Here is a 23118-nt window from a genome sequence, read left to right on the forward strand (position 1 = left end):
TTGCTTTCGCTCAATCCGCCAGTGTTTTAAGGTGAGATTGCGTCAATGGATGATTGCACCGGCACGGGAGAGAGAACCTTGCCTGAGAGCGCCCGACAAAATACCCCACTGTGGCTGGCCAGCGCCTATCCGCGCATTCGCCAGCTCAGCGAACAGCTTTGTGCACCGCTCCAGCCCGAAGACATGAGTCTGCAGGCCTGCCCGGACGTCAGCCCACCGCGCTGGCATCTGGCTCACACCACCTGGTTTTTTGAAACCTTTCTTCTGGTGCCCCACTTGCCCGGCTATCAGCCATTCAATCCCGCCTTTGAATATCTGTTTAACAGCTACTACAACGGTATCGGTGAACAATACCCTCGCCCCCAGCGACACCTGCTGTCACGCCCGACCAACGAGGAAGTGCTTGCCTGGCGGCGTCAGGTAGACGACGCCATGCTCAGGCTGATCGACACCGCCCCACAACTGGCGAGCCTGATTGAGCTGGGCTTGAATCACGAGCAGCAACATCAGGAGTTACTGCTCACTGATATCAAGTACAGCCTTTCCTTCAACCCGCTGTCGCCGGCCATCAGCATGCCCATTCACGCTGGCAATGACTCTTTGCCAGCGCTGAGTTTTCAGGACTTTACCGGCGGGAAAGTGGCGCATGGCGCGGCTCCCAGCGAAGGGTTCGTGTTTGATAACGAAACACCCCGACACCCGGTCTGGCTAGCGCCCTATCGTCTTGCCAACCGCCCGGTCACCAATGGCGAGTACCGGGATTTCATCAACGACGGTGGCTACCAGCGCCCGGAACTGTGGCTATCCGATGGCTGGGCCTGGGTTCAGCAGCACTCCATCCAGCGCCCGCTGTACTGGCAGGGAGACTTGCTCAACCACTGGACTCTGGCCGGTATGCAGCCGCTGCTGCCCGACCAGATTCTGGCCCATGTGAATTACTACGAGGCCGACGCCTACGCCCGCTGGGCCGGCCTGCGCCTGCCAACGGAGCAGGAATGGGAGCATGCCGCACGGCACAGCCACCGGGATGGCAGCTTTGTCGAAAACGGCCTCTATCAACCCGGCCTGGCCGCGGACGGCAGTCTCTGCCAACTGTTCGGTGACGTCTGGGAATGGACTGCCAGCGCCTATCTGCCCTACCCGGGCTTTCGCACCGCCACCGGTGCGGTGGGCGAATACAACGGCAAGTTCATGTGCAATCAGATGGTGCTGCGAGGCGGTTCCTGCGCCACCAGCCAGGAGCACATTCGCGCCAGCTACCGGAATTTCTTCTATCCCCACCACCGCTGGCAGTTCAGCGGCATCCGCCTGGCTGCGGACGGATAGCCAAAGCCGCCAATGACAAACTGCCATCGAGGTGATGATGAAACAGGCAATGCCGGTCAAGGAGCAACAGCTGGGTCCCAACCTGACCTTTTACGACTTGCACCCACCCACCACTGACATGCTCGCGGAAGTGAGCCAGTCCCTGTCCGCACCTCGCCCGCACCTGAATCCCAAGTACTTCTATGACGAGGCAGGTTCGCGGTTGTTTGATGCCATCACCGCCACCGAGGAGTACTACCCCACCCGCACCGAAGCCGCCTTGCTGGAACAGTTCAGCGGCGAGATCCAGCATAAACTGGGCCCCACCGTCACCATTGCCGAACCCGGTGCCGGCAGCTGCCAGAAAGTTCGCCTACTGCTGGAGCGCTGGTCTCCGCAACGCTACATGCCCCTGGAGATCTCCAGGGATTGCCTGCTAACTGCGACCCGCCAGCTGTCCAGAGACTTCCCCGACGTACAGATTAGCGCGGTCTGTGCCGACTACTGCCAGGCCCTGTCGCTACCCGGCGATAGCCAGCCGGGAGGTCAGGTGGTCTTTTTTCCCGGTTCAACCATCGGTAATTTCGAGCCCGCTGAGCGCCAGCAGTTTCTGCGCGGCCTGCACCACCTGGCCGGCCCTGGCGGGGCCCTGCTGATCGGCGCGGATTTACAGAAAGATCACTCCCGTCTCAATGCCGCCTATAATGACGCCCAGGGCCTCACCGCCGCCTTCAACCTGAATGCCTTGCATCACCTCAATCAGGCGCTGGATTGCCACTTCGATGTGGACAACATGCGTCATCTGGCGTTCTACAATGACACCGCCCAACGCATCGAAATGCACCTGGAATGCCTGCAGGATCAGCAACTCCAGCTGGGTGACACCCTGCTTACCCTGAAAAGCGGCACCCGCATCCACACCGAAAACTCCTACAAATTCACCGTGGAAGGCTTTAGCCGGGAGCTGGTGGACGCCGGCTTCACTCCCCGAGGTTGCTGGACCGATACCGACAACCTGTTCAGCCTGCACCTCGCATCGACTGACTAATCCGATCGTCTTATGGCATCGATTGGGCAGAGGCAATAGTGTGAACCGGTTCCAGTACCGGTATACTGAACCTCGTTCTGGGGAACCTCTGGATAACCCCCTACCCCTCTAAAACCAAGAATGACACCAGTGCCACGACCGGGGCGTGGCTTAGGGAGATCGGATGCTTGAACTGATCAGCGCGGCGCGCAGACGTAAACGCCCGCCTACACACCAGCTATTTGATGTGGTCACTCTGGAATTCAGAGTGGGCCTGCTGGATATCGACCTGAACATGCATCTGAACAATGCCAAGTACCTGAAGTTCATGGATCGAAGCCGGCTGGAGCACGCCGTGGTCACCGGCAGCCTCAATCGCATGATTGAAGCCCGCTGCAACGTGGTGGTGGCTAATACTGAGATCGCCTACATCCGCGAACTGCGGCCCTATCAGCAATTCCAGGTGCACACCCGCATCCTGGGATGGGACGACAAGTACGTCTATTACGACCAGCGCTTCGAATCCCAGCGCAAGCTGCATACCCATGCCCTGGTACGCGTGGTCAACGTCTATGCCGGCAAATCCATCAGCCCGCAAACGGCTCAGGACATCACCGGCATGCACCTGGAATCCCCGCCTTTGCCGGAATATGTGGAGCAGTGGAAGCGGTTGTTGCTTTCGAAGAAGCGGTTGACGGAAACGGACTAGCTACGAGCTAACAGAATGGTCGCCCAGCTTGAAATGGCCTCAACCGCTCGACACGAAAAAGCCCCGGAACTCTGGGGCTTTTTTTATTTTTCTCGCAGCTCGAGGCGGGTAGCTAGCAACGGCTTAATCCACTGAATACGTATAGAACGGCGCCCAGCGCGGTTCTTTCTTCATCCGGTCCGCATAGTAAACACCAGGCTCATCCAGACGCAGATCGGCGATTTCACGCAGGGCAATGGCCTTGGGCACCTGCTGTAGCGGGCCCGCCTGTTGATAATCTTCCGGGTTGGCCACAATCTCCGTGAGATCCAATGGCTTCAGTTCCGAATAACGGAAATAGTAATCCTTGCCACCATCAATCTTCAGCGGCATTTCGAAGATCATCTTCAGGTACAACACGCTGAACGGACGGCGGGCATAGAAATCATGGGTACCGGCGGGTAGCTCCAGCCAGGTATAAGCCCCGGCTTTCAGGCCGAAAAGCTGGGCGGAATCCAGGAAGAAAACAGGTGCCTGCACCTCTTCATAGCCCCAGCGCGTAATCGGCCGGTAGATATAGACCATGGAGTTACGTGGATCCAGCGTATCGATGGGATCAAAGGTCTTGCCGTCAGGCGCATCCAGAAACGCTCCCGGCGTAGCAGGAATCCCCATCCCCACCCCGGAACAACCAGACAGCGTCAGGCTGAACAGTGCCAGCCACACAACCAATCGCATTATTATTCTCCATTGGTACCGTGACCTTGAGCGGCCCGGCCCTGTTATTATTGCGCCCTTCCAACCCGCACCCGGTAATGGGCAGCAGGGAGATTGCGAGGATTGCTAATATAATCCCTTCAATGATGGCTAACTATGGCCGATTTGACCGCGTTGCTCAAGATAGCGGCAATCGCTACCTGCCCTGCCCCATGGGCAATCATGGCTCCCCGCACCCCATGGATTTCTGGTAATCTTCCGCCATGTCCGTGAATCGTATCCGCACCCCCTGTATTGGCGTCTGTTCCACCGTGTTTGGCGACACGGTGTGCCGTGGTTGCCGCCGCTTCAGCCATGAAGTCGTGGACTGGAACGCTTACACCAATGAGCAGAAAAGCATTGTCTGGAAACGGCTGGATCTGTTGCTCAGCCAGGTAGTGGACAACTATTTCCAGGTCGCTGACGCCACCCTGCTGGCCGAGCAAATGGCGTTTCAAAACCTGCGCTACCAGACCCAGTTGTCTCCACAGGGCTGGGTACCGGAGCTGCTCAAGGCCGCCGGCAAGCAGACCATTCCTTACGACCGCTTTGGCCTGATTCCCCTGCCCCCCAGCCAGGGCATGCCCCCCCGTGACCTCTACGACCAGATCAGCGCCGAATGCCACGCCCTTTCCCAGGCCCACTACGACCGCTCCTACGCCCGCCCGGTCCGGCTCGTGGCCGAACTCACCGAGCACGCAGCTCGGGAGAAGGGGCTGATCTAGCTACGAGCTACGAGCTACGAGCTACGAGCAGAATGATGACCGCTTCAAAGCCGGGATCAACATGGCCGCCTTTTAATCTCGCAGCTAGAAGCTAGTCGCTCGTAGCTGCCTTCCATTTGTCCCAATCTGACCCAAAGCCCTCTTCTCTCAGACATCACTCAATGGCACATTTACGGAATGAATATTCATTACCGATTCCACAGGTGAGCCATGGCCACAGCTTCTGCTTCTGTCACAACCGGCCCGCGCGCTGCGAAAGAGAGCCGCAAGCGAGAGCAAATCATCCAAGCTGCGCTGCAGGTGTTTGCCGAGCATGGCCTGCACGGTACCCCGGTGCCGCCCATTGCGGAGCAGGCTGGCGTGGGCGTGGGCACGCTTTACCGGTACTTCGACAGTAAGGAAGCGCTTATTAATGCGGCCTTCTGCGATGCCAAGCAACGCCTCCAGGATCGGCTCCTCTCCGATCTGGACCTGCTCAATCCCAGCCGTGCCCTGTTCGATACTCTTTGGGCACGCCTCATAGCCTTCGCCCGGGAAGAACCGCAGACCTTCCAGTTTCTGGAGATGCAAGATCACCACAGCTACCTCACACCCGAAAGCCGCAGCCGTGAACAGGCACTGCTGATCCCCCTGGGCATGATGGTGATCATTGGCCAGCGTAATGGCTTGCTCAGCGACCGACTCAAGCCCGACCTCGCCATCGCCCTGTTTTGGGGTGCCTTTGTGGGCATCTTCAAAGCCGAGCGCCTCAATTATCTGACGCTCACCGATGACGACCTGAAACGGGCCCGCGATGCCTGCTGGCTGGCCATGGCAAATCCCCCCCTATAGGAACGGCAGCATGAACCCCAAACATATCCTGATTACCGGCGCCGCCGGGGCCATTGGCGGAAAACTGGCCGCGCAGTTTCGGCGTCACCACCCGGATGCCAGCCTGACGCTGGTGGATCTGAATCACGACGCCCTTCAGAAGGTAGCAGATCAACACCAGGCCAGCGGCGAAGCCTGCGATCTCACCGAGATTGATGCCCTGCCACAATGGTGGCAGGCACTGGTTGACCGCCGTGGCCCGGTAGATGTACTGGTCAACTGTGCCGGCATCATGGACATCATGACGGTAGCCGGGACCGGCTGGGAGCGCGGCAAGCGCCTGATGGACATCAACTTCACCGCCCCCATGCGATTGATGGATCTGGCTCTGCCTCACATGATCCAGCAACAGCACGGCTGCGTGATCAATGTTTCCAGCATGGCGGGCCGGGTACCGATCCGCGGCTGCAGCTACTACGGCGGCGCCAAGGCAGGCATCGGTCTGGCCTCGGAGATTGCCCGTCTTGATCTGAGAAAAGACAACGTCAACGTCATCACCGTCTACCCCGGCCCCATCGCCTCCGGGCTGGAAAGTCATGCCCGCAGCCAGGTCAAGCAGGGACCGGTCTCCCGCTATATCCCCACCGGCAGACCCGACGTGCTCGCCGAGCGCATTTATCGTACTTACCGCAAGAAGGGTGCCCGGGTGATTTACCCGGATATCTACAGCCTGGCCAAACAAGTGGCCAACCTGAACCTGACCAACAAGGCCATGGACTTTTTCAGTCCCCAGCCCAACCAGTGAAAGTGGATACCATCATGACTCAACAGGAAAACACGCCCATCCATGACGTATTGATTGTCGGTGCTGGCATCAGTGGCATTGGTCTTGGCATCAAGCTGAAAGAAGCCGGCATCCAGAATTTTGTAATTCTGGAAAAAGCCGCTGATCTGGGCGGCACCTGGCGGGATAACACCTATCCGGGCTGCGCCTGTGATGTGCCCTCCGCGCTCTACTCCTACTCCTTCGCCCAGAAACCGGACTGGAGCCGTGCCTTTGCCGGACAGGCCGAGATTCTTGACTATGTTCGCCAGGTCGCAAAGCAGCATGACATTCCTGATGCCATCCATTTCAACCAGGGGGTTGAGCGCGCCCAGTGGCGCGAAGAAAAAAACCTCTGGGAGATCCAAACCGCCGATCAGTTGTATCTGGCACGCACCGTGGTGGCCTGCTCCGGCTATCTCCATGAACCCATCATCCCCAACATCCCCGGTCTGAAGGATTTCAGCGGTACCCTGTTCCATTCTTCCCGCTGGGATCATAACCATGATTTGGCCGGCGAACGTGTGGCCGTTGTGGGCACCGGTGCTTCCGCCATCCAGTTCGTGCCGGAAATTCAGCCCAGGGTAAAACAACTGACGCTGTTCCAGCGCACCCCCCAGTGGGTGCTACCGAAACCGGATCACAGCATCCCCAAAGTGGAAGAAAACTTTTTCCGCTTGCCGTTTACCCTCAATGCCTGGCGCAAGATGCTTTACGGCGGTTTTGAAACCTTCGGCATCGGCTTCCGTCGCCCCGCCATCCTCAAGCAGATCCAGAAACTCGGACTTGCCCACCTGAAAGTGGCGATCAAGGACCCACAGTTGCGCGCCAAACTGACGCCCGACTACACCCTGGGCTGCAAACGAGTGCTGATGAGCAACAACTATTACCCGGCACTGAACAAGAGCAATGTGGACGTATTCCACACTGGCCTGAAAGAAGTGCGCGGTAACACCCTGGTCGGGCAGGACGGCAGCGAGTGTGAGGTGGACACCATCATTCTCGGTACCGGCTTCTTCGTCACCGAACCGCCCATTGCCAACCACATCTACAACGATGCCGGCGAGACGCTGAGTGACATGTGGAAAGACGGCATGCAGGCTTACCGGGGCACCACCATCGCCGGCCTGCCCAATGCGTTCATGGTGCTGGGTCCGAACCTGGGCATTGGCCACAACTCTGCGTTCATCGTGATTGAAGCCCAGATCAATTACATCGTCAGCACACTCACCACCATGCGTGACAAGCAATTGCAGCGCGTCGAAGTGAAAGCGGATGCGCAGCGGGACTATAACCACAAGGTGCAACAGGACCTGCAAGGCACCGTCTGGAATACCGGCGGCTGCTCCAGTTATTACCTGGACAAGAATGGTTTCAACAGTGTCGGTTTCCCATGGAGCACCCTGGAAATGCAACGCCTGCTGAAACAGTTCGACAGCGAGAACTACACGCTAACCCCAGCTACCCAACCCGTTTTCTAAGATAGAAGGCCTGAATCATGCCGAAAGACAACACCTCATCCACACCTCGCCGCGCACTGGTTCTCGGTTGCGGCGGCGTCGCCGGTGGCGCCTGGAGCATTGCCGCCCTCCATCATCTGGAACAACAGCTGGGCTGGGACTGCCGTGACGCCGATGTACTGATCGGAACCTCCGCCGGGGCCGTGCTCGCCGCCTTGCTGGGTAGCGGTATCAGCGTGGCACAACTGCTGGCCTGCCAACAGGGCACCAGCGACATCTGTGATTGGAACCACGACACGGACACCGGTGGCGCCCTGCCGCCCCTTCCCGGCGCGCGTTTCACCGGCAAACAACTGGCATTGAAGGGATTGCGTGGCGAAGTGTCGGCGCTTACAGCTATCTGTGGCGCACTCCCCGCCGGGCAATTCGATATGCGCGCCTTCCGTAAACTGGTGAGCGATGCGGCCAAGGGCCAGGACTGGGTATCACACCCTGCCACCTGGATCATGGCCGTGGATACTGACACAGGAAAACGCATTGCCTTCGGTAAAGGCGGCGCTCCAGACGCTCGCATTACCGATGCGGTCTGCGCGTCCTATGGCGTGCCATTCTGGTGCCCGCCCGTGCATATCGGCACCCGCACTTATATCGATGGCGGCGTGGCCTCGCCTGTGTCGGCGGACATGCTGGTCGACAGCGCCGTGGAAGAAGTGATCGTGCTGGCCCCCATGGCTTCTCGCCAGCCGGATAAACCCTGGCATCCGTTCGAGCGCATCGAGCGGCGGGTGCGCCGCTACATGACGTCAGTGGTCGACCGGGAAGTGAGCGCCCTGGAAAAGGCAGGCAAGAAAGTGATTCGTATCGAGCCGGCAGCAGACGATCTGAAAGCCTTCGGCTACAACATGATGGATCCGGCACGGCGAACGCGAGTATTGGAAACGGCTCTCACGACCACCAGGAAATCGGTCAGGGATGCACTCAGGGCATCATCCCTGGTATAGGCAAACCGTTCGGGGAGTCATGACTCCCCGAACTCCCTCGTCTCTTCACTGATAATAATCTTGATGTCTTTCATCGCATCACGCACTTCAAGACTTTCCGCATGGGTAAGCATACCCAGCACCGCCGCCCCGGCAATCAGGAATACCAGGCCCAGCAGCGCCCATTTTTCTTTTTCGATCTTGCGTCCACTGCCTGAGGAAGTCCCCGGTTCCTTTCCCGAGACACCCTTACTTTGACCCGTTATGTCGCGTTCCTGCCTGCTATCCGGCATAAAACCTCCTTATGGACTTCCTCTTCTACGCCGGAGAAGGGTGCGCTGCAAGACGATGAAGGGAGGAAAACGATAGCCGGATCGCGGAAAAAGCATCCTGCTCAGAAAAAAGACAAAAGAACGCGCCTCCATCACCACCGCCATCATCATGCAAACATGATTTCCTGCAATGACTGACAGGCGGGTTCCAGGGAAGAAGAAATTAAAACAACAAAAAAGGCCGTAACAGAAACCTGTTACGGCCTTTCTCTTGAGATGGTGCGCCAGGAAGGACTTGAACCTTCACACCTCTCGGCACCAGAACCTAAATCTGGCGTGTCTACCAATTCCACCACTGGCGCAATGGGCGGCTATTCTATCAGGGTAATCGACAATTACCAGCGCCGTTTGGGCCCGGTTCAGCCGCCCTGCAGAATGCGATACAGGGCCTGCAGATCCTTGTCGATCTTGGAGACCTTCGTTTGTAAGGTATCTACCCGCGGATCCGATGCAGATTGTGCCGGTGCCGGGGTTGGCGCCGCGGAAGGCGCCGGGCGGTTGGCCAGGGCACTCACTCTGCCAGAGACGCCACGCAAGCCGGACTCGACTTCCGCGATGCGCTTTTCCAGCTTCACGGTTTCGCCGTCATCCTGCCCGGCTTTCGCCACAGCGACGCTCAATGTCCGCACCCGCGCGCTGAGTTCACGCAGATCATCACGGAGATTTGTGATCGCATTACTATCAACAACACCATTGGAAACCGCCTCACGGGTCGTTCGGGGTGCGCTTTCGGCAGCATCGGCTACAGCAGAAGCCAACTGATAATACTCGGCTTTCAGGTCACCCAGTTCACGACTGAGCTGCATATTGCCCATCCACTGCCACACCGCCAGCAGTAAGGCGATGATGGCGATCCCCAAAGCCAGCCAAACAGTGCCCGAGCGTCCGCTTTCAGACACACTGACCGGCTGCTGCCGGCGGTTGTTATTGCGAAGTGGCACAGGTTCGTTGGGCAAGGGTTCCATGGGCGCCTGAACAGCCAGTACGTCCTGGTTCAAACCCTGTAGGCGTCGTTCTTTGTTTTCCGGCAACTTGGTCATGACAAATTGCTCTTTGTCATTATTATTAATGGGGAGCCAGCAGCTCCCCGCCCCCAATTTCTGAATCTCAGCGACGTTCCAGCTGATCCAGACGGTTGTTTACTTGCAGACGGTAGGCGTCAAATGCTGCCACTGCCGCTTCAGTATCGTCTACCCGCTCGTCCAGGGAAGCCAATGACGCCTGCGCCTTGCTGATCTTGCTCATCGCCGCATCCAGGTTTTTCTGTTGTTTTTCTACCTGGTTCAGGTTTTCTACCAGAACGTCCAGTTGAGTCTGCATCTGGCTGATCTGGGTCTGCCATTGCTGGCTGCTCTTGTTCACAGCGGAAACGGCACTGTCCACCTGCTTTTTCAGGGAAGCCGCCTCCTTGTTGATATCCGCTATCTTACCATCGACACCGGCCTGGGCTTTCTTGACGTCGGTCACACCCGCGGACAGGGACTGGATCTTTTTGCTCTGCTCGGCAATGTCGGCCCGATTACGCTTGTTGGCCAGATCCCAGAGCTTGCGAAGCTCATTGCCATTCTTTTCCAGTGCCTTGCCATGACCGGCAACAATGTCCTGCAGCTTGCCGGAGGACTGGTTCAGGGTCTCATCCGTGGCAGACAGCTGCGACTCCAGGTTGCCCAGCTTCTGGCTGGATTCGGTCAGCCGATTGTCCAGCTGTGCCTGCAGACCACCCACCTGTTTGTGAAACCACACGCCCAGCACGGCGATCAACACCACCAGGACCAGACAGGCTGCCATCCAGCCTCCGTTGCTGCCGGCACCCGCAGCTGGCTTTGCCGCCGGACGGGACGGTTTGCCCGGTGGTTTGCCTGCAGGCCCGCCACCCTGGGCCGGTTTTTTCGGAGCTGCCTGAGCGGTTTTGGGAGCCGGTTTGCGAGGGTCATCCACCGACACGTCATCCAAGTCTCCCAGATTGACTTCACGATCTCTTGTCATTTACTGCTGCCTTGCCTGTATGCAAACGCCAATACTACCGGAAACCACGGTGCAAAGACCGTGACGTCCTACTCCTGTTCGCCTTCTTCAGGCGCGAACAGGGATTGCTCGGTGGCATAGTAGATCGGATCACCGACCACATGCTTGCCTTCATCATTCTTGAGCAGGGGCACAAAAATCACCCACGGGCGCACCTGCCGATGATCCACCTGGGCCCACACGCCAACGACCTCTTCACCGGCATCATTGGTGATCGTGTGTAGCCGGAACAGGGACAGCATGTCCACTTCGGGCTGCTCTTCCCCGATCTGGCGTAATTTCATGAACAAGGCCTTGGCCCAGTCTTCCGCAGACGGCGCGTCAGCCCGGTCACCGGAATAGCCAACGGCCTTCAGATCACCTTTGACACTGATCAGGCCAAACGGATACATGCCACCGGATTTGGCGATGGCCTCCAGCGCCTGACGAATGCCGGCCTGGGCCAGGACATCCATGTTTTTCTGTTCGACGCTTTTTTCTTGCTGGGTTGCCTGTTCCTGGGCTTTGGGGGATTCAGCCAGAACCGGCTGAAAAACACTCACCAGGAGCACCAGGACCATTGCCGGGAACCGCATATTTCACCTTTGTTGTTGTGTTCTGCCTGTCCTGTGGACAACCAGAAGGGTATTTATATCCCGAAACGGCACGCTATCAGAGTTACCAGAATGCCGCCATAACACCACAAAAAAGGCCGCAAAGCGGCCTTTTTTGTGGTCTGGACGGCTCCCAAAGACGGGAGAACACCCAATTACGCTGCGAAATTGGCGGCAGCGAAGTCCCAGTTGATCAGGTTCCAGATGGATTCCAGATACTTGGGACGGGCATTGCGGTAGTCCACGTAGTAGGCGTGCTCCCACACGTCCACGGTGAACAGCGGGGTCTGACCCTTGCCGTGAGCGATCGGGGTGTCAGCGTCGTCAGTGTTGACGATTTCCAGGGAACCGTCGCTGTTCTTCACCAACCAGGTCCAGCCGGAACCGAAGTTACCGGTGGCCTTGGCGTTGAACTGGCTCTTGAACTCGTCGAAAGAGCCAAAGGCCTTGTCGATGGCTGCGGCCAGATCGCCGGCAGGCGCACCACCACCATTCGGGCTCAGGCTGTTCCAGTAGAAAGTGTGATTCCACACCTGGGCAGCCTGGTTGAAAAGACCACCTTCAGCGCTGGCGATGATCTCTTCCAGAGACTTGCTCTCGTTCTCGGTGCCCGCGGTCAATTCGTTCAGCTTGGTCACATAGGCGTTGTGGTGCTTGCCGTGGTGAAACTCCAGAGTCTCCGCAGAGATATGCGGTTCCAGAGCGTTCTTTTCATACGGAAGCGGCGGTAGTTCGAAAGCCATAGTCATTTCCCCTGACATTGTTTGCCCTGCTGCTCGGGCAGCAGGTAAGAATTACTCCGCCAACGACGCATGGCAGCGGTCGGCGGTCGATGATCATAGCAAGCTACCGGCCACAATCTCCACCTTGGCAGCCCCGGAATAAAGCCTTGAGGGTTCAGGCTTTATCTCTCGGCGCAATAGCCTTGCGCTATGGCAATGACCATAACGTGACCGGCAGGTCCCTGTGACATGGGGCGCAGCGCCCTTGTTTCAAGTACAATGCGCCCCAATTTTTCATGATTAACCCTTTCATGATCACCATGAAGCCAGTCAACTTCGGCAGGAGAAAACCATGTCTGATGATGCAATCGTCATTGTAAACGGTGCCCGTACCGCCATGGGCGGTTTCCAGGGTGCGCTGTCTGGCGCTACCGCCCCTGAACTGGGTGCAGTATCCATCCGTGAAGCAGTATCCCGCGCCGGCCTGAAGCCGGAAGACGTGCAGGAAGTCATCATGGGCTGTGTCCTGCCCGCTGGCCTCAAGCAAGGCCCGGCCCGTCAGGCCATGCGCAAGGCCGGCCTGCCAGACAACGTTGGCGCCACCACCATCAACAAGCTGTGTGGCTCCGGCATGAAAGCCACCATGTTCGCCTTTGATTCCATCAAGGCCGGCACCAACGACATCGTGGTATCTGGCGGCATGGAATCCATGACCAACGCACCTTACGTGCTGGACAAGGCTCGCAGCGGCATGCGCATGGGCCACGGTCAGGTCTACGACCACATGTTCCTGGATGGCCTGGAAGATGCCGAAACCGGTCGCCTGATGGGTTCCTTCGCCCAGGAAGTGGCTGACAAGCGCAGCATTACCCGCGAAGACATGGACAACTACGCCATTGAATCCCTGAAGCGCGCCCAGGCCGCCATCGAGAATGGCTGGTTCAAGGACGAGATCGTTCCCGTCACCATCAAGACCCGCAAGGGCGAGGCGGTTGTGGATACCGACGAGCAGCCGGGTAACGCCAACATCGACAAGATCCCGACCCTGCGTCCGGCTTTTGCCAAAGACGGCACCGTAACCGCTGCCAACGCCAGCTCCATCTCCGACGGCGCCTCCGCACTGGTTCTGTCCCGTGAATCTGTGGCCAGCGAACGGGGTCTGCAGCCGCTGGCGCGGGTTCTGGCTCATGCCACCAACAGCATGCATCCAGGTGAGTTCACCCTGGCGCCGGTCGGTGCCACCGAAGCAGTACTGAAGAAGGTGGGCTGGACCGTTGACGACGTGGATCTGTTCGAGATCAACGAAGCCTTCGCCATGGTGGCCATGATGCCGATGATCGATCTGGGCATCCCCCACGAGAAAGTGAACATTCACGGCGGCGCCTGCGCCCTGGGTCACCCGGTGGGTTCCACTGGCTCACGCATCATCCTCACCCTGATCCATGCGCTCAAGCGCACCGGCGGCAAGCGCGGTGTGGCCAGCCTGTGTATCGGCGGCGGTGAAGCCACCGCAGTAGCCATTGAGCTGGTGTAAGACGCCAGACACTGGACGCTTGATACCAGACGAGAACGGGGCCTTCAGGCCCCGTTTTTGTTGCTGCTGCGCTACGGCTCCTAATCTTCGAACAGTGTTCCTGGAATCCTTACCCCGCTTAGGCTCGGATCGCGAGCTGGCTCGCTCCTACAGCAGCTTCGTAGCCCCCCGCATCCCGAAACATCCGCTTTCACTTTTAAATTCTGTTGCACTTTATCCGGCAAATTCGCCCTAAGGCGTATACGCGTAGCCCTTGTTTCCCTGTACTCTGACCAGCCAGTCACGATTCTGGATTGGGATTACAACCGGGAGCAACATGTCAGCATTACCCGTTATCACCGCCATGGGCGGCATCAATGCGGCCGGCCGCACGGCCCTGCATTTCGGTTTCCAGCGCCTGATATTTGACGCCCTCCCGGAGATTCAGCGTCACGCGACCCTGCGCACCCTGGCCCAACTCACTGGCCGCGAAGAGGATTCTCTGCTGGACGGCACCCTGATTCGTGCTCTGCCTGTGGAGCACCGCCTGCATGCCGCCATCAGTGGCACCAGCGACATTCCCGTTACCCTGGAAATGCGCAACATGGATCTGCCAGACCCGCTACCCGCAGGCTGGCAGGTCACCCCCATCGACAAGCGACGCAGCCGCGTTACTCTGCCTGCCGGTCAGGGGATGAACGTACCGCTGGACGCGCCGCGTCGGGTCAGCGCCGCCGGCCAGCTGCCGAGCGGGTTCGATCCCGGCGCCCTGTATGCTTCCCGCAACCACCCCCGCGCCCTGCAGATGGCCATTTTTGCCATCAGCGATGCGTTGGGCGATCTGGGTATGGACTGGTCCAGGGTGGCCAGCAAGGTGCGACCGGACCAGGTGGCGGTCTATGCCAGCAATGCCATGTCACAGATGGACGACAACGGTCTGGGCGGTGTGATGCGCTTCCCGCCCAATGGCCATCGGATCACCTCCAAACAGGTTCCACTTGGTCTTGGGGAAATGACCGCCGACTTTCTCAATGCCTATGTACTGCATTCGGTGGGCACCACCGGCGGCATGCTGGGTGCCTGCGCCACCTTCCTCTACAACCTGGAGAAAGGGGTACAGGCCATCCGCAGCGGCAAGGTCCGCGTGGCAATAGTGGGTACCAGCGAAGCCCCTCTGGTGCCAGAGATCATGGAAGGCTACCGGGCCATGGGCGCCCTGGCAGAAGACCAGGAACTGGCCGCCCTGGACGACAGTCCGCACCCGGATGTGCGACGAGCCTGCCGCCCCTTTTCAGACAATTGCGGCTTCACCATGGCCGAATCCGCCCAGTTCACCATTCTCATGGATGACGGTCTGGCGCTGGAGCTGGGTGCCGATATTCTCGGTGCCGTGCCGGATGTGTTTATCCATGCCGATGGCGGCAAGAAATCCATTTCCGCCCCCGGCGTGGGCAACTATCTGACCATGGGTAAAGCGGCCGCCCTCACCCGCCAGTTGATTGGTGAAAAAGGCCTGCAGCACCACAGCTTTGTCCATGCCCATGGCACCGGCACACCACAGAACCGGGTCACAGAATCCGTCATTCTTGACCGCACTGCGCAGGCCTTCGGTATTGCGAAATGGCCGGTGGTGGGGATCAAGTCCTACGTGGGGCACTCTCTGGGCAGTGCGGGCGGCGACCAGCTGGCCGCTGCGCTGGGCAGTTTCAGCCAGGGCATCTTGCCGGGTATCCGGACTATTGATCACATCGCCGATGATGTGCATCGCAGCCATCTCGACATCTGTCTACAGCACCAGCAGCAGGATAATCTGCAGGCCAGCCTGATCAATTCGAAAGGGTTTGGCGGCAACAATGCCACCGCGGTGGCCCTGTCCGGCAGCATTGCGCAAGCCATGCTACGCCAGCGCCATGGCGAGAAAGCCATGACCGCCTGGCAACAGGCGCGGGAAACCACACTGGCCAGCAAGGCACGCTTTCAGGAGCACTGCCTCAGCGAGGCACCAAAGCCGGTTTACCGCTTTAACGAAGGTGTCCTCGGCGATGAGCATGTGGCACTGAGCAGCCGTTCGGTCAGCCTCAACGGCGGCACCGAAATGCCGTTCGATGACGACGCCGCCCTGAGGGAGTTCCAGCTCAAGCAGGATTGAGTCTGTTTTGCAGATACCCGCGCCCCATGGCGATTGTTTCCCGGTGATCGCCATGGGGGCGGGTGATTTGCTTCAGCCAGCCTGCTCTTCTCCGCTTACTCCACACTCACTTGAAACGCCGGTGACGCCCAACCCTGCCGGGACTGACTGGCATCCGTACTGATCGGCTCGCCACCGAAGATGACCACCTCATCATCGCCGTATTGCAGCCAGGTTTCCGTCGTCGCGACGCCTTGCCCTGGCAGGCTGTAATCACAAACCCCCTGCGGGAAGATCTCCGCCACCTGCTCGGCAAATGCTTGCGGATCCAGCGCCAACGGGTAATCCGCCGGATCCACCGGCTTAAGCTGACACTTGTTGGTGAGGGTACGAATGTCGTCACCGGCCACGGTGCGTGGCGTACCGAATCGAGTCTGCACCAATAGCTGCTGGGCCTCGACCAGGGGAGCGGTCAGCGGTGACAACAGCTCGCCAACGGTACCTAGCAGATCGCCCAGCAGGGGCAGCTCTGACACCACCGGCAATTCACTCACATCCAGCCCGCAGGCTTGACCGGTGACGGCATCCACCACGATGCCCGCTTCCGCTGGCGGAGCCGGCAACAGGGAAAGATCCAGCCCCGGCAGGATCGGCTCCGGATAGAGCAGATTCCCGGTCAGCGGCACGATGGGACCGTCCGGATTGAAAATGGACGACACGGACAGGCAGCGATCACGGGCATAAAGTGGCCGATTGGCGACCACTTTTTCTTCCACGCTCAGGTCGCTGCTGTCGGCTTCCATCTGCGACAGCCACAGATCCATGGCCAGCAAGGCTTCGGTGGTGTAAACCGAATCGCCGAACAACGGTGCCGGCCCGTACCAGATCACATGATTGTCGGCATGGCCCTGGGAGGCCTCCAGCCGTGCCCGCATCTGCCAGGAATGATAGGCATCATGGGCAATACCCGGGTCCGGGCCGCGTAGATCAATGATCGGCACACCTTCAAGATGCTCCGCGGTGTTAATGGCGCCAGTGCGATACGCATTATTCAGCGCCAAGGCATCTGCCTGGGTGCGCTCAGCCTGATAATCAATATCCACGGACAGGCCACCGATCTCCCGGTTGACCTTGAGGAACTGCTCACCGCTGATCAGCCCGTTCTGTAAAGCCGCAAGGCCGTATTGCACGCCCACGTTATCCAGCGGAATCCCGCCGAAGCCCTTACCCAACAGCTGCTCGTTGGGGCTCCAGTCCTCTACCGCACGGGGGCCGAACTGGGTCTTCATGTAATCCAGCAGGCCGCAGCGTAAACCGTCGGGCCGGGTCTCTGCATCATACACCGCCACCCCTTCCTTGAGCCCCGGGCAGCTCTCCTGGTCCGGGTAGGCCGACGGGAAGAACGCCAGATCAGAAACCAGCGGATTCAAGGGCAGATGACCATAGAAAGCTGACCACTGCACCACCGGAATCACCTGCGAGGAAAGCAGGCTGGCAAACACCTGCAGGAAGCCTTGCTCATCCATGGCCAGCTGATTGCCGAAATAGTTGCTGAGCAGGTTGTAATCGGCGAACTGAACGGCTGTGGTCCACACATCCGGGTAGGAACACTGCACGATCAGCCCCTGATAAATCCCCGGGTAGGCATTGGCCACATGCTGCTGGGTGATGGAACCACCGGAGCAGCCGGTGCCAATGGTGTAACGGATTTCCCCGTACTGCTCGACGATGCGCTCCTTGGCCATCATCAGGGATTCGGCCGCCGTTGCCAGATTGGCGTTATGTCCCAGATTGGCCTGGGCGGTGGACAGCGTCATGAACCCCCGACCCAGTGCCGTCGTAATACTGTCGCCCAGAAGGATCTCGGCACCTTCCGGTGCGGTACCGGCAATATCCCCCTGCGGCGGCACGCCCATGCCGTAGCTGACACCCACATTGCCGCCATGGTGGATCAGCAGTTTGTGGTTCCACTGCGGCTGCGGGTTGAAGGTATCCCAGGGCTGATCGGGCTGATACAGGGTCATGATCAGGTAGCGATCACGATTCTGGACGCCCTCTTCCAGACGGATAATGAAGGGCACTTCGACACCCTCGTCAGTGGTCACACGGGCAATGTCTGCATCCGGCGGAGGGTTCGCCGGATCATAGGGCAGCACGCTATCCGGCAGTCCCGGATTTTCGGGATCAAAGCTGGTGAGCAGGCTCTGCAGCTTGTTTGCAGGCACATACTTGAAGGAGTACTCAGCGGGCTGGTTGCACTGAGCGTCTACGGCGGCCTCGTTGGTACAGTTCCAGGGCTGAATCTGGGGCCCGGAAATCACCGGACCACCATTGGGATGATTGATGATTTCCCGATCCAGCACGGTGCCATCACCCAAAAACACGCGCAGGGTATTGCTGCCGAGAATCAGCCCGTCCACCAGCCCCTTGAGCGTGCCCCGCTCGCTGGCAACCAGAGCGATCTCCAGCGGTTGGCCATTAAGTGACACGCGGGCATCTCTGAGCTGATTCGGGTCCGCCACCACGATCTCCACCAGGGCATCGCCATCGCTGATCAGGTCGGCCCGGTTGGACAGCACACGGATAGCCCCGTCCCCCTGGCGAGGCGCCTCAGGCTGATTGGGTGCGGGATTAGGTGAAGGCAAAGCAGCCCCAGGCGCAGGGGATGACGAGCTACTGCCGCCGCCACAAGCAACCAGTGCCGTCCCCAGGGTCAGGACACTCAGGGTACGAAGAATCATTGCAGGCTCCCTGGCAATCACCGGGATTGCCACCATTGTTGTTTTGATTACTGCATCGATTTTCATCCCATGCCCGGTGTGGGACAGTTGCCTCACCGTTGTAGCTTGGTTACTCGAGACCACAGAATGTTGCACTTTCGTACCACACAATTGAAAGCCCGCGCCCTCCAACAGCACAAGGACGGTTAAACTGACGCCATGACCCGACTCAAACCTGCACTCCTGCTCCTGCTGGCGGCAATCGTTGCCAGTGCGCTTTGGCACCGCTACAAGCCTCTCCCTGAAGGGCTGGCACTGCGTTCAACGGCATTCCCGGCTCACCACCTTGCGCTGCTGGTGGATGACACCTGGGAAACCGCTGCAGGAACACGGGGCATACGACAGGAGATATTCGACGAGGTGTTCCGGTTGATCGACCAGGCCGAGCGGCAGGTGGTGGTGGACATGTTTCTGTTCAACGATTTTCTCGGCGCCGGGAGCGAGGCCTATCGCCCACTGACAGAGCAACTGACCCGGGCACTCATCGCCAAGCGCCACGAACAACCACCGGTGCCGGTGGTACTGATCACCGATCCCATCAACACCCTTTACGGGGGCGTGCACAGCCCACACCTGGAACAACTCAGGGAAGCCGGCGTCACCGTGGTCACCACGCCGCTGGGCGCGTTACGTGATTCCAACCCTGGCTGGTCCGGCTTCTGGCGATTGTGTTGTGAGTGGGCTGGCAACAGCACCCAAGGCGGCTGGCTGCCCAACCCCATGGCCCCCGGCAAAGTCACCCTGCGCAGCTACCTGACCCTGCTCAATTTCAAGGCCAACCACAGAAAGACGCTGATCGTGGACGAAGGCGAAAAATGGACCGCGCTGGTGACCAGCGCCAACCCCCACGATGGCAGCAGCGCCCACAGCAACATCGCACTGCGTTTCAGCGGGCCTGCCGCAGCAGCATTACTGGAATCAGAACTGGCTGTACTGGATATGGCAGGTGTAGAGCGGCCGACCCTGCCGGCAATGACTGGCAGTCAGGAATCCGCCGATGACGCTTCACTGGAGGTGCTTACAGAAGCGGCCATTCGTGATGCATTGCTGGAAACGGTGGCACGCAGTGAAGCCGGCGACCGGCTGGATGTGTCGGTGTTCTACCTTTCACACCGCTCCCTGATTGCCGCACTCAAACGCGCCCATGGACGCGGTGTTTCGGTAAGGGTATTGCTGGATCCCAACAAGGATGCGTTCGGGCGACAGAAGAATGGCATTCCCAACCGCCAGGTGGGCGCAGCATTCCACCAGCATGGAATGGCAGTGCGCTGGTGCAACACCCGCGGCGAGCAGTGCCATACCAAGATGCTGATGCTGACCCGCGGCGAACAGGCCGAACTGATCCTCGGCTCTGCCAACTTCACCCGCCGCAACCTGGACAACCTGAATCTGGAAACCAGTGTGCGACTGACCGCCTCGTCCTCACACCCGATCATGCTGGACGCCAGTAATGCCTTCCTGCGCCGCTGGGAAAACCGGGACGAAGAAAAACACAGCCTGGATTATGCAGCCTACGCGGATGATGCAATCTGGAAGAAGGGGGTGTACCGGATCATGGAATTTACCGGCTGGAGTAGCTTCTAGCTTCGAAAGCATACCCCTACAATCCGAGTTTCGGTCAATATGGTTTTGGTTTTTCGGAACTCGGAACTCTTCGCTCGCTACAGCTCTGTCTGCGGTGTTTCCTTTGGCGGGCGCTGCTGGTACCAGTACACCCCAGCCACCCCCCCATTGATCAACCAGGCAGCAGCAATCAGACCACCGGCCAGGGGCCAGTGCCAGTTATCCGGTAAAAGCGCAGTGCCTGGAATGGCGAGGAAAAACAGGAAAGATTCCAGAACCGCCAGCAACAGCGGAGCAATGAGCCTGGCCTGGTAATGGAGCTCCACGCCGAGCCAACGCAGCATGGCCGCCGACACGGTCAGGCCCAGCCAGATCACGATCAAACCACCAATAATGACTGCCATTGCATTCACTCCGTTGATAACACCGGCATGTTAGGCAGCTCCCGCCACAAACGCCAGCCTTCAGGCGCGCTCCTGATTACCCGGATCGGAAAATGTCTGGTTTCGCAGGGCGGGGAATTCGTCCACTTCCACCGGCCGGGAAAATACATAGCCCTGGGCCCGATCACACTTGAGCTCCTGCAACGCCTGTACGATTTGCCAGTCCTCCGGCCCTTCCGCAACCACGGTCAGATTCAACTCATGGCACAGCGCAATCACGGCACTGACAATGGCGTGGTGAGCCTGCTGGTCAAGCATGTCATGGACAAAACTGCGATCGATCTTTACTTCGCTAACAGCAAACTGCCGCAGGTGCGACATGGAAGAATACCCCACCCCGAAATCATCAATGCTGCAGGTCACGCCCATCGCCAAGAGACGTGCAATGACCATCCCTACCCGATCCGGCTCGCTGATCATGCAGGTTTCCGTCATTTCCAGCCGCAGGTCTTCGGCCAGACCTCCGTGTGCCGCCAGCGCCAGGGCCACCTTGGCACACAGATCCGTTTCCAGCAGATCTACCGCTGACACGTTGACACTCAAACATGTTGGCATACCCTTGCTGCGCAGTTCGGCGGCGAGACGTATTGCCTCATCAAGCACGAACTCCGTCAATGTCACCACCAGACCCGCCTGTTCCAGCAACGGGACAAACAGGGCGGGAGACAATTCCCCCAGTTCCGGGTGCCGCCAGCGCACCAGTACTTCCGCCCCGACCACCTCACCCGATTGCAGATTCACCTGGGGCTGTAACACCACACGCAATTCTTCACTGCCCTTGCGACGAAAATCACGGATGATCAACAAATTTTCGGGATCCGGATCCATACTCTCCCGGTATTCCATCCAGCTTCGTCCGGAGCGGCTGGCAAAGGCCATGGCGGTCTCGGCCTGACGCAGGATCTCCCCCACATCTCCCCCCTGCAAAGGACACTGGGCAAGCCCGATAGTGAAGCGCGGTTCCAGTTCCATCCCGTCCACGACAATGGACTGATCATCCAGCAGCCCTTCAGCGAGAGCCACCTTGTCCTGCACCAGCAACGCAAACACGCCTCTGCCCATGTAACACAATGCGGCAAAACCCTTGCGCCTGAGCCGCGAGGCCACTTCGGCAATCAGGTTTTCTCCAGTAGCAAACCCCAGCGAACAGATGAAATCGTCGATCTCGGACAGCTTTGCCACCATCAACACATGAACATTTCCCTTGCGTTCAGCTCTCAGCAAGTGAGTACGTACCCGCGAGACAAATTCTGGCCGGGTTGGCAGCCCGGTGAGCCGGTCATGATATTCCCAGTGCAGCATTTCCATTTCCACCCGGGACTTTCTCAGACGCGCATTCTCCAGCTGCCAGGATAACCGTCGCACCACGGCCCGCAGGCGCCAGGAATAGGCGTAGATCATCAGGAACAGCAGACCCAGCAACATCCCCCCCAACACCAACCAGCCTGAATAGCGCTGCCAGTAACCGGGGCGGTTCCATTCGATCTCTTTTCGCCAGTGTTCGTAGATGTCGTAATAGCGCCCGGTAGACACGACCAGACCCAGCTGTTGCTGAAGCCAGGCATGCAGCTCAGGCTGCTGGCGAGATACCGCAAAAACATAGGGTCGGGGCCAAAGTGGCGGCCCCAGCAGGTGCACAGGCAGGGATTCTCTGGCGATGGTACGGTTTGTTACTGGTTGCGGCAGCAGGGCGAAATCTGCCTGGTTATCCAGCACCGCCTGCAGGGCGGCACGGAAATCCTCACGGATGACCGGCTGAACGTCCACTGACCCGGCCCGCAAGGCATCCGCCGCATAGCCGCCGTCCTCCAGCGCTACCCGTCGCCCTTGCAATGCATCCAGATCAGGGACACCCTCGCTGCCTTCACGACCATAAATGCCGTGGGTCACGAAATAGAACGGTGTGGTAAAAAGAAAATCCCGGGCGCGTTCGGGGGAGGCAAACAGGGCCACCACGTCCACTTCACCCGAGCGTAAACCTGCCAAAGCGTCAGGCCAGTCCATCTGAATATGCTTTGCCTCACGCCCACCCTGGGCCGCCATGGCCCGACCGAGTTCCACCACAAAACCCTGCGGCGGCCCTTCATCCTCCTGCCACTCGAACGGTGGGTAGTTATCGTCACCGGCAAATCGAATAGGCGCGCTGTCAGCTGCCTGCGCCCCTGGCCCCCCAACCAACAATAGCCCGAACGCGAGACAAAACGCCTTGCAGGACCATGCTTTTCTAGTTTTTTCCGCCACCTCGTGTCTCCGCCAATCCTGGCCTGACGCTTGCGCGCGGTATTGCCGTTATGCCAGGGCGTCTCCTGCGGTTAGCCCTGGTGTCGATGATTTCGGAGAAAACGCTAATTCCTTTAAATGGTGCGCTTTCTTGTATATGGGTTATACCTCAGCGGCGACCAAGTCAAGGAACAGTGCAAGAATTATTGTGGCAGGGACGGAGGT

20 protein-coding genes and 1 tRNA gene are annotated in these 23118 nt (G+C 58.9%); 11 read left to right on the forward strand and 10 right to left on the reverse strand.

The genetic code is table 11. The features are described from left to right. The first annotated feature begins 45 nt into the window (after positions 1-45). The 3 genes from egtB (at position 46) to GQF00_RS05760 (ending at position 3041) form a co-directional block, all read left to right on the forward strand. The gene (egtB, locus tag GQF00_RS05750; RefSeq protein ID WP_161318204.1) at positions 46-1326 is read left to right on the forward strand and encodes an ergothioneine biosynthesis protein EgtB; all 1281 of its coding nucleotides are present in this window, start codon (positions 46-48) and stop codon (positions 1324-1326) included. A 37-nt stretch (positions 1327-1363) separates the two neighbouring features. Beyond that, positions 1364-2353, forward strand: coding sequence for an L-histidine N(alpha)-methyltransferase (gene egtD, locus GQF00_RS05755; protein WP_237440410.1), 990 nt, complete (start codon positions 1364-1366; stop codon positions 2351-2353). A gap of 163 nt (positions 2354-2516) precedes the next feature. Next, positions 2517-3041 carry an acyl-CoA thioesterase gene (locus tag GQF00_RS05760; protein WP_161318206.1) on the forward strand — a complete coding sequence of 175 codons (525 nt, stop codon included), beginning with the start codon at positions 2517-2519 and terminating at the stop codon, positions 3039-3041. Positions 3042-3164: 123 nt separating this feature from the next. Here the strand turns inward: GQF00_RS05760 and GQF00_RS05765 are convergent, their stop codons facing one another. Continuing rightward, positions 3165-3758, reverse strand: a complete 594-nt coding sequence (locus tag GQF00_RS05765; RefSeq protein WP_202560399.1) for a DUF2846 domain-containing protein — start codon at positions 3756-3758, stop codon at positions 3165-3167. A 242-nt stretch (positions 3759-4000) separates the two neighbouring features. Between GQF00_RS05765 and GQF00_RS05770 the strand changes: the two genes are divergently transcribed. The 5 genes from GQF00_RS05770 to GQF00_RS05790 all read left to right on the forward strand — a co-directional run bounded on the left by GQF00_RS05770 (position 4001) and on the right by GQF00_RS05790 (position 8595). Continuing rightward, positions 4001-4501 carry a DUF1289 domain-containing protein gene (locus tag GQF00_RS05770; RefSeq protein ID WP_161318207.1) on the forward strand — a complete coding sequence of 167 codons (501 nt, stop codon included), beginning with the start codon at positions 4001-4003 and terminating at the stop codon, positions 4499-4501. A 210-nt stretch (positions 4502-4711) separates the two neighbouring features. After that, positions 4712-5332: a TetR/AcrR family transcriptional regulator gene (locus tag GQF00_RS05775; RefSeq protein WP_161318208.1), complete on the forward strand. Its 621-nt coding sequence runs from the start codon at positions 4712-4714 to the stop codon at positions 5330-5332. A 10-nt stretch (positions 5333-5342) separates the two neighbouring features. Beyond that, the gene (locus GQF00_RS05780; RefSeq protein ID WP_161318209.1) at positions 5343-6116 is read left to right on the forward strand and encodes an SDR family oxidoreductase; all 774 of its coding nucleotides are present in this window, start codon (positions 5343-5345) and stop codon (positions 6114-6116) included. A gap of 14 nt (positions 6117-6130) precedes the next feature. Beyond that, positions 6131-7615: an NAD(P)/FAD-dependent oxidoreductase gene (locus GQF00_RS05785; RefSeq protein ID WP_161318210.1), complete on the forward strand. Its 1485-nt coding sequence runs from the start codon at positions 6131-6133 to the stop codon at positions 7613-7615. 17 nt (positions 7616-7632) lie between these two features. Then, positions 7633-8595, forward strand: a complete 963-nt coding sequence (locus GQF00_RS05790; protein ID WP_161318211.1) for a patatin-like phospholipase family protein — start codon at positions 7633-7635, stop codon at positions 8593-8595. Positions 8596-8612: 17 nt separating this feature from the next. Here GQF00_RS05790 and GQF00_RS05795 read toward each other — a convergent pair whose 3' ends face one another. The 6 genes from GQF00_RS05795 to GQF00_RS05820 all read right to left on the reverse strand — a co-directional run bounded on the left by GQF00_RS05795 (position 8613) and on the right by GQF00_RS05820 (position 12267). Then, complete coding sequence (locus GQF00_RS05795) at positions 8613-8867, reverse strand: hypothetical protein (protein ID WP_161318212.1); 255 nt, start codon at positions 8865-8867, stop codon at positions 8613-8615. A 256-nt stretch (positions 8868-9123) separates the two neighbouring features. Next, positions 9124-9208 (reverse strand) — tRNA-Leu (locus GQF00_RS05800). Between the two features lie 57 nt (positions 9209-9265). Continuing rightward, complete coding sequence (locus GQF00_RS05805) at positions 9266-9946, reverse strand: hypothetical protein (RefSeq protein WP_161318213.1); 681 nt, start codon at positions 9944-9946, stop codon at positions 9266-9268. Positions 9947-10013: 67 nt separating this feature from the next. Further along, positions 10014-10892 carry a hypothetical protein gene (locus tag GQF00_RS05810; protein WP_161318214.1) on the reverse strand — a complete coding sequence of 293 codons (879 nt, stop codon included), beginning with the start codon at positions 10890-10892 and terminating at the stop codon, positions 10014-10016. Positions 10893-10960: 68 nt separating this feature from the next. After that, complete coding sequence (locus GQF00_RS05815) at positions 10961-11473, reverse strand: hypothetical protein (protein WP_370519465.1); 513 nt, start codon at positions 11471-11473, stop codon at positions 10961-10963. A 206-nt stretch (positions 11474-11679) separates the two neighbouring features. Next, a complete protein-coding gene (locus GQF00_RS05820; RefSeq protein ID WP_161318216.1) occupies positions 11680-12267 on the reverse strand; it encodes a superoxide dismutase in 588 nt (195 codons plus the stop codon). A 331-nt stretch (positions 12268-12598) separates the two neighbouring features. Here GQF00_RS05820 and GQF00_RS05825 point away from each other — a divergent pair, with 331 nt between their 5' ends. Then, positions 12599-13780 carry an acetyl-CoA C-acyltransferase gene (locus tag GQF00_RS05825; RefSeq protein ID WP_161318217.1) on the forward strand — a complete coding sequence of 394 codons (1182 nt, stop codon included), beginning with the start codon at positions 12599-12601 and terminating at the stop codon, positions 13778-13780. A 316-nt stretch (positions 13781-14096) separates the two neighbouring features. Then, a complete protein-coding gene (locus GQF00_RS05830) occupies positions 14097-15908 on the forward strand; it encodes a beta-ketoacyl synthase (protein WP_161318218.1) in 1812 nt (603 codons plus the stop codon). Between the two features lie 95 nt (positions 15909-16003). On the opposite strand, the gene GQF00_RS05835 is transcribed toward GQF00_RS05830, so the two are convergent. Beyond that, positions 16004-18628, reverse strand: a complete 2625-nt coding sequence (locus GQF00_RS05835; protein ID WP_161318219.1) for a DUF6351 family protein — start codon at positions 18626-18628, stop codon at positions 16004-16006. Positions 18629-18826: 198 nt separating this feature from the next. On the opposite strand from GQF00_RS05835, the gene GQF00_RS05840 reads away from it, so the two are divergent. Then, entirely contained in the window at positions 18827-20251 is a 1425-nt protein-coding gene (locus tag GQF00_RS05840) for a phospholipase D family protein (protein ID WP_161318220.1), read from the forward strand. Positions 20252-20328: 77 nt separating this feature from the next. Here the strand turns inward: GQF00_RS05840 and GQF00_RS05845 are convergent, their stop codons facing one another. Both GQF00_RS05845 and GQF00_RS05850 read right to left on the reverse strand, forming a co-directional pair. Then, positions 20329-20634 carry a hypothetical protein gene (locus GQF00_RS05845; protein WP_161318221.1) on the reverse strand — a complete coding sequence of 102 codons (306 nt, stop codon included), beginning with the start codon at positions 20632-20634 and terminating at the stop codon, positions 20329-20331. A 60-nt stretch (positions 20635-20694) separates the two neighbouring features. Further along, positions 20695-22914: an EAL domain-containing protein gene (locus GQF00_RS05850; RefSeq protein WP_161318222.1), complete on the reverse strand. Its 2220-nt coding sequence runs from the start codon at positions 22912-22914 to the stop codon at positions 20695-20697. Positions 22915-23118: the final 204 nt, after the last annotated feature.

The sequence above is a fragment of the Alcanivorax sp. DP30 genome, from assembly GCF_009882945.1.
Taxonomy (GTDB): Bacteria; Pseudomonadota; Gammaproteobacteria; order Pseudomonadales; family Alcanivoracaceae; genus Alcanivorax.

Excerpts from the sequence above, each read along its gene's own strand:
- egtB (WP_161318204.1), top strand. The coding sequence starts at position 46 with ATGGATGATTGCACCGGCACGGGAGAGAGAACCTTGCCTGAGAGCGCC.
- egtD (WP_237440410.1), top strand. The coding sequence starts at position 1,364 with ATGAAACAGGCAATGCCGGTCAAGGAGCAACAGCTGGGTCCCAACCTG.
- GQF00_RS05760 (WP_161318206.1), top strand. The coding sequence starts at position 2,517 with ATGCTTGAACTGATCAGCGCGGCGCGCAGACGTAAACGCCCGCCTACA.
- GQF00_RS05765 (WP_202560399.1), bottom strand. The coding sequence starts at position 3,758 with ATGCGATTGGTTGTGTGGCTGGCACTGTTCAGCCTGACGCTGTCTGGT.
- GQF00_RS05770 (WP_161318207.1), top strand. The coding sequence starts at position 4,001 with ATGTCCGTGAATCGTATCCGCACCCCCTGTATTGGCGTCTGTTCCACC.
- GQF00_RS05775 (WP_161318208.1), top strand. The coding sequence starts at position 4,712 with ATGGCCACAGCTTCTGCTTCTGTCACAACCGGCCCGCGCGCTGCGAAA.
- GQF00_RS05780 (WP_161318209.1), top strand. The coding sequence starts at position 5,343 with ATGAACCCCAAACATATCCTGATTACCGGCGCCGCCGGGGCCATTGGC.
- GQF00_RS05785 (WP_161318210.1), top strand. The coding sequence starts at position 6,131 with ATGACTCAACAGGAAAACACGCCCATCCATGACGTATTGATTGTCGGT.
- GQF00_RS05790 (WP_161318211.1), top strand. The coding sequence starts at position 7,633 with ATGCCGAAAGACAACACCTCATCCACACCTCGCCGCGCACTGGTTCTC.
- GQF00_RS05795 (WP_161318212.1), bottom strand. The coding sequence starts at position 8,867 with ATGCCGGATAGCAGGCAGGAACGCGACATAACGGGTCAAAGTAAGGGT.
- GQF00_RS05805 (WP_161318213.1), bottom strand. The coding sequence starts at position 9,946 with ATGACCAAGTTGCCGGAAAACAAAGAACGACGCCTACAGGGTTTGAAC.
- GQF00_RS05810 (WP_161318214.1), bottom strand. The coding sequence starts at position 10,892 with ATGACAAGAGATCGTGAAGTCAATCTGGGAGACTTGGATGACGTGTCG.
- GQF00_RS05820 (WP_161318216.1), bottom strand. The coding sequence starts at position 12,267 with ATGGCTTTCGAACTACCGCCGCTTCCGTATGAAAAGAACGCTCTGGAA.
- GQF00_RS05825 (WP_161318217.1), top strand. The coding sequence starts at position 12,599 with ATGTCTGATGATGCAATCGTCATTGTAAACGGTGCCCGTACCGCCATG.
- GQF00_RS05830 (WP_161318218.1), top strand. The coding sequence starts at position 14,097 with ATGTCAGCATTACCCGTTATCACCGCCATGGGCGGCATCAATGCGGCC.
- GQF00_RS05835 (WP_161318219.1), bottom strand. The coding sequence starts at position 18,628 with ATGATTCTTCGTACCCTGAGTGTCCTGACCCTGGGGACGGCACTGGTT.
- GQF00_RS05840 (WP_161318220.1), top strand. The coding sequence starts at position 18,827 with ATGACCCGACTCAAACCTGCACTCCTGCTCCTGCTGGCGGCAATCGTT.
- GQF00_RS05845 (WP_161318221.1), bottom strand. The coding sequence starts at position 20,634 with ATGGCAGTCATTATTGGTGGTTTGATCGTGATCTGGCTGGGCCTGACC.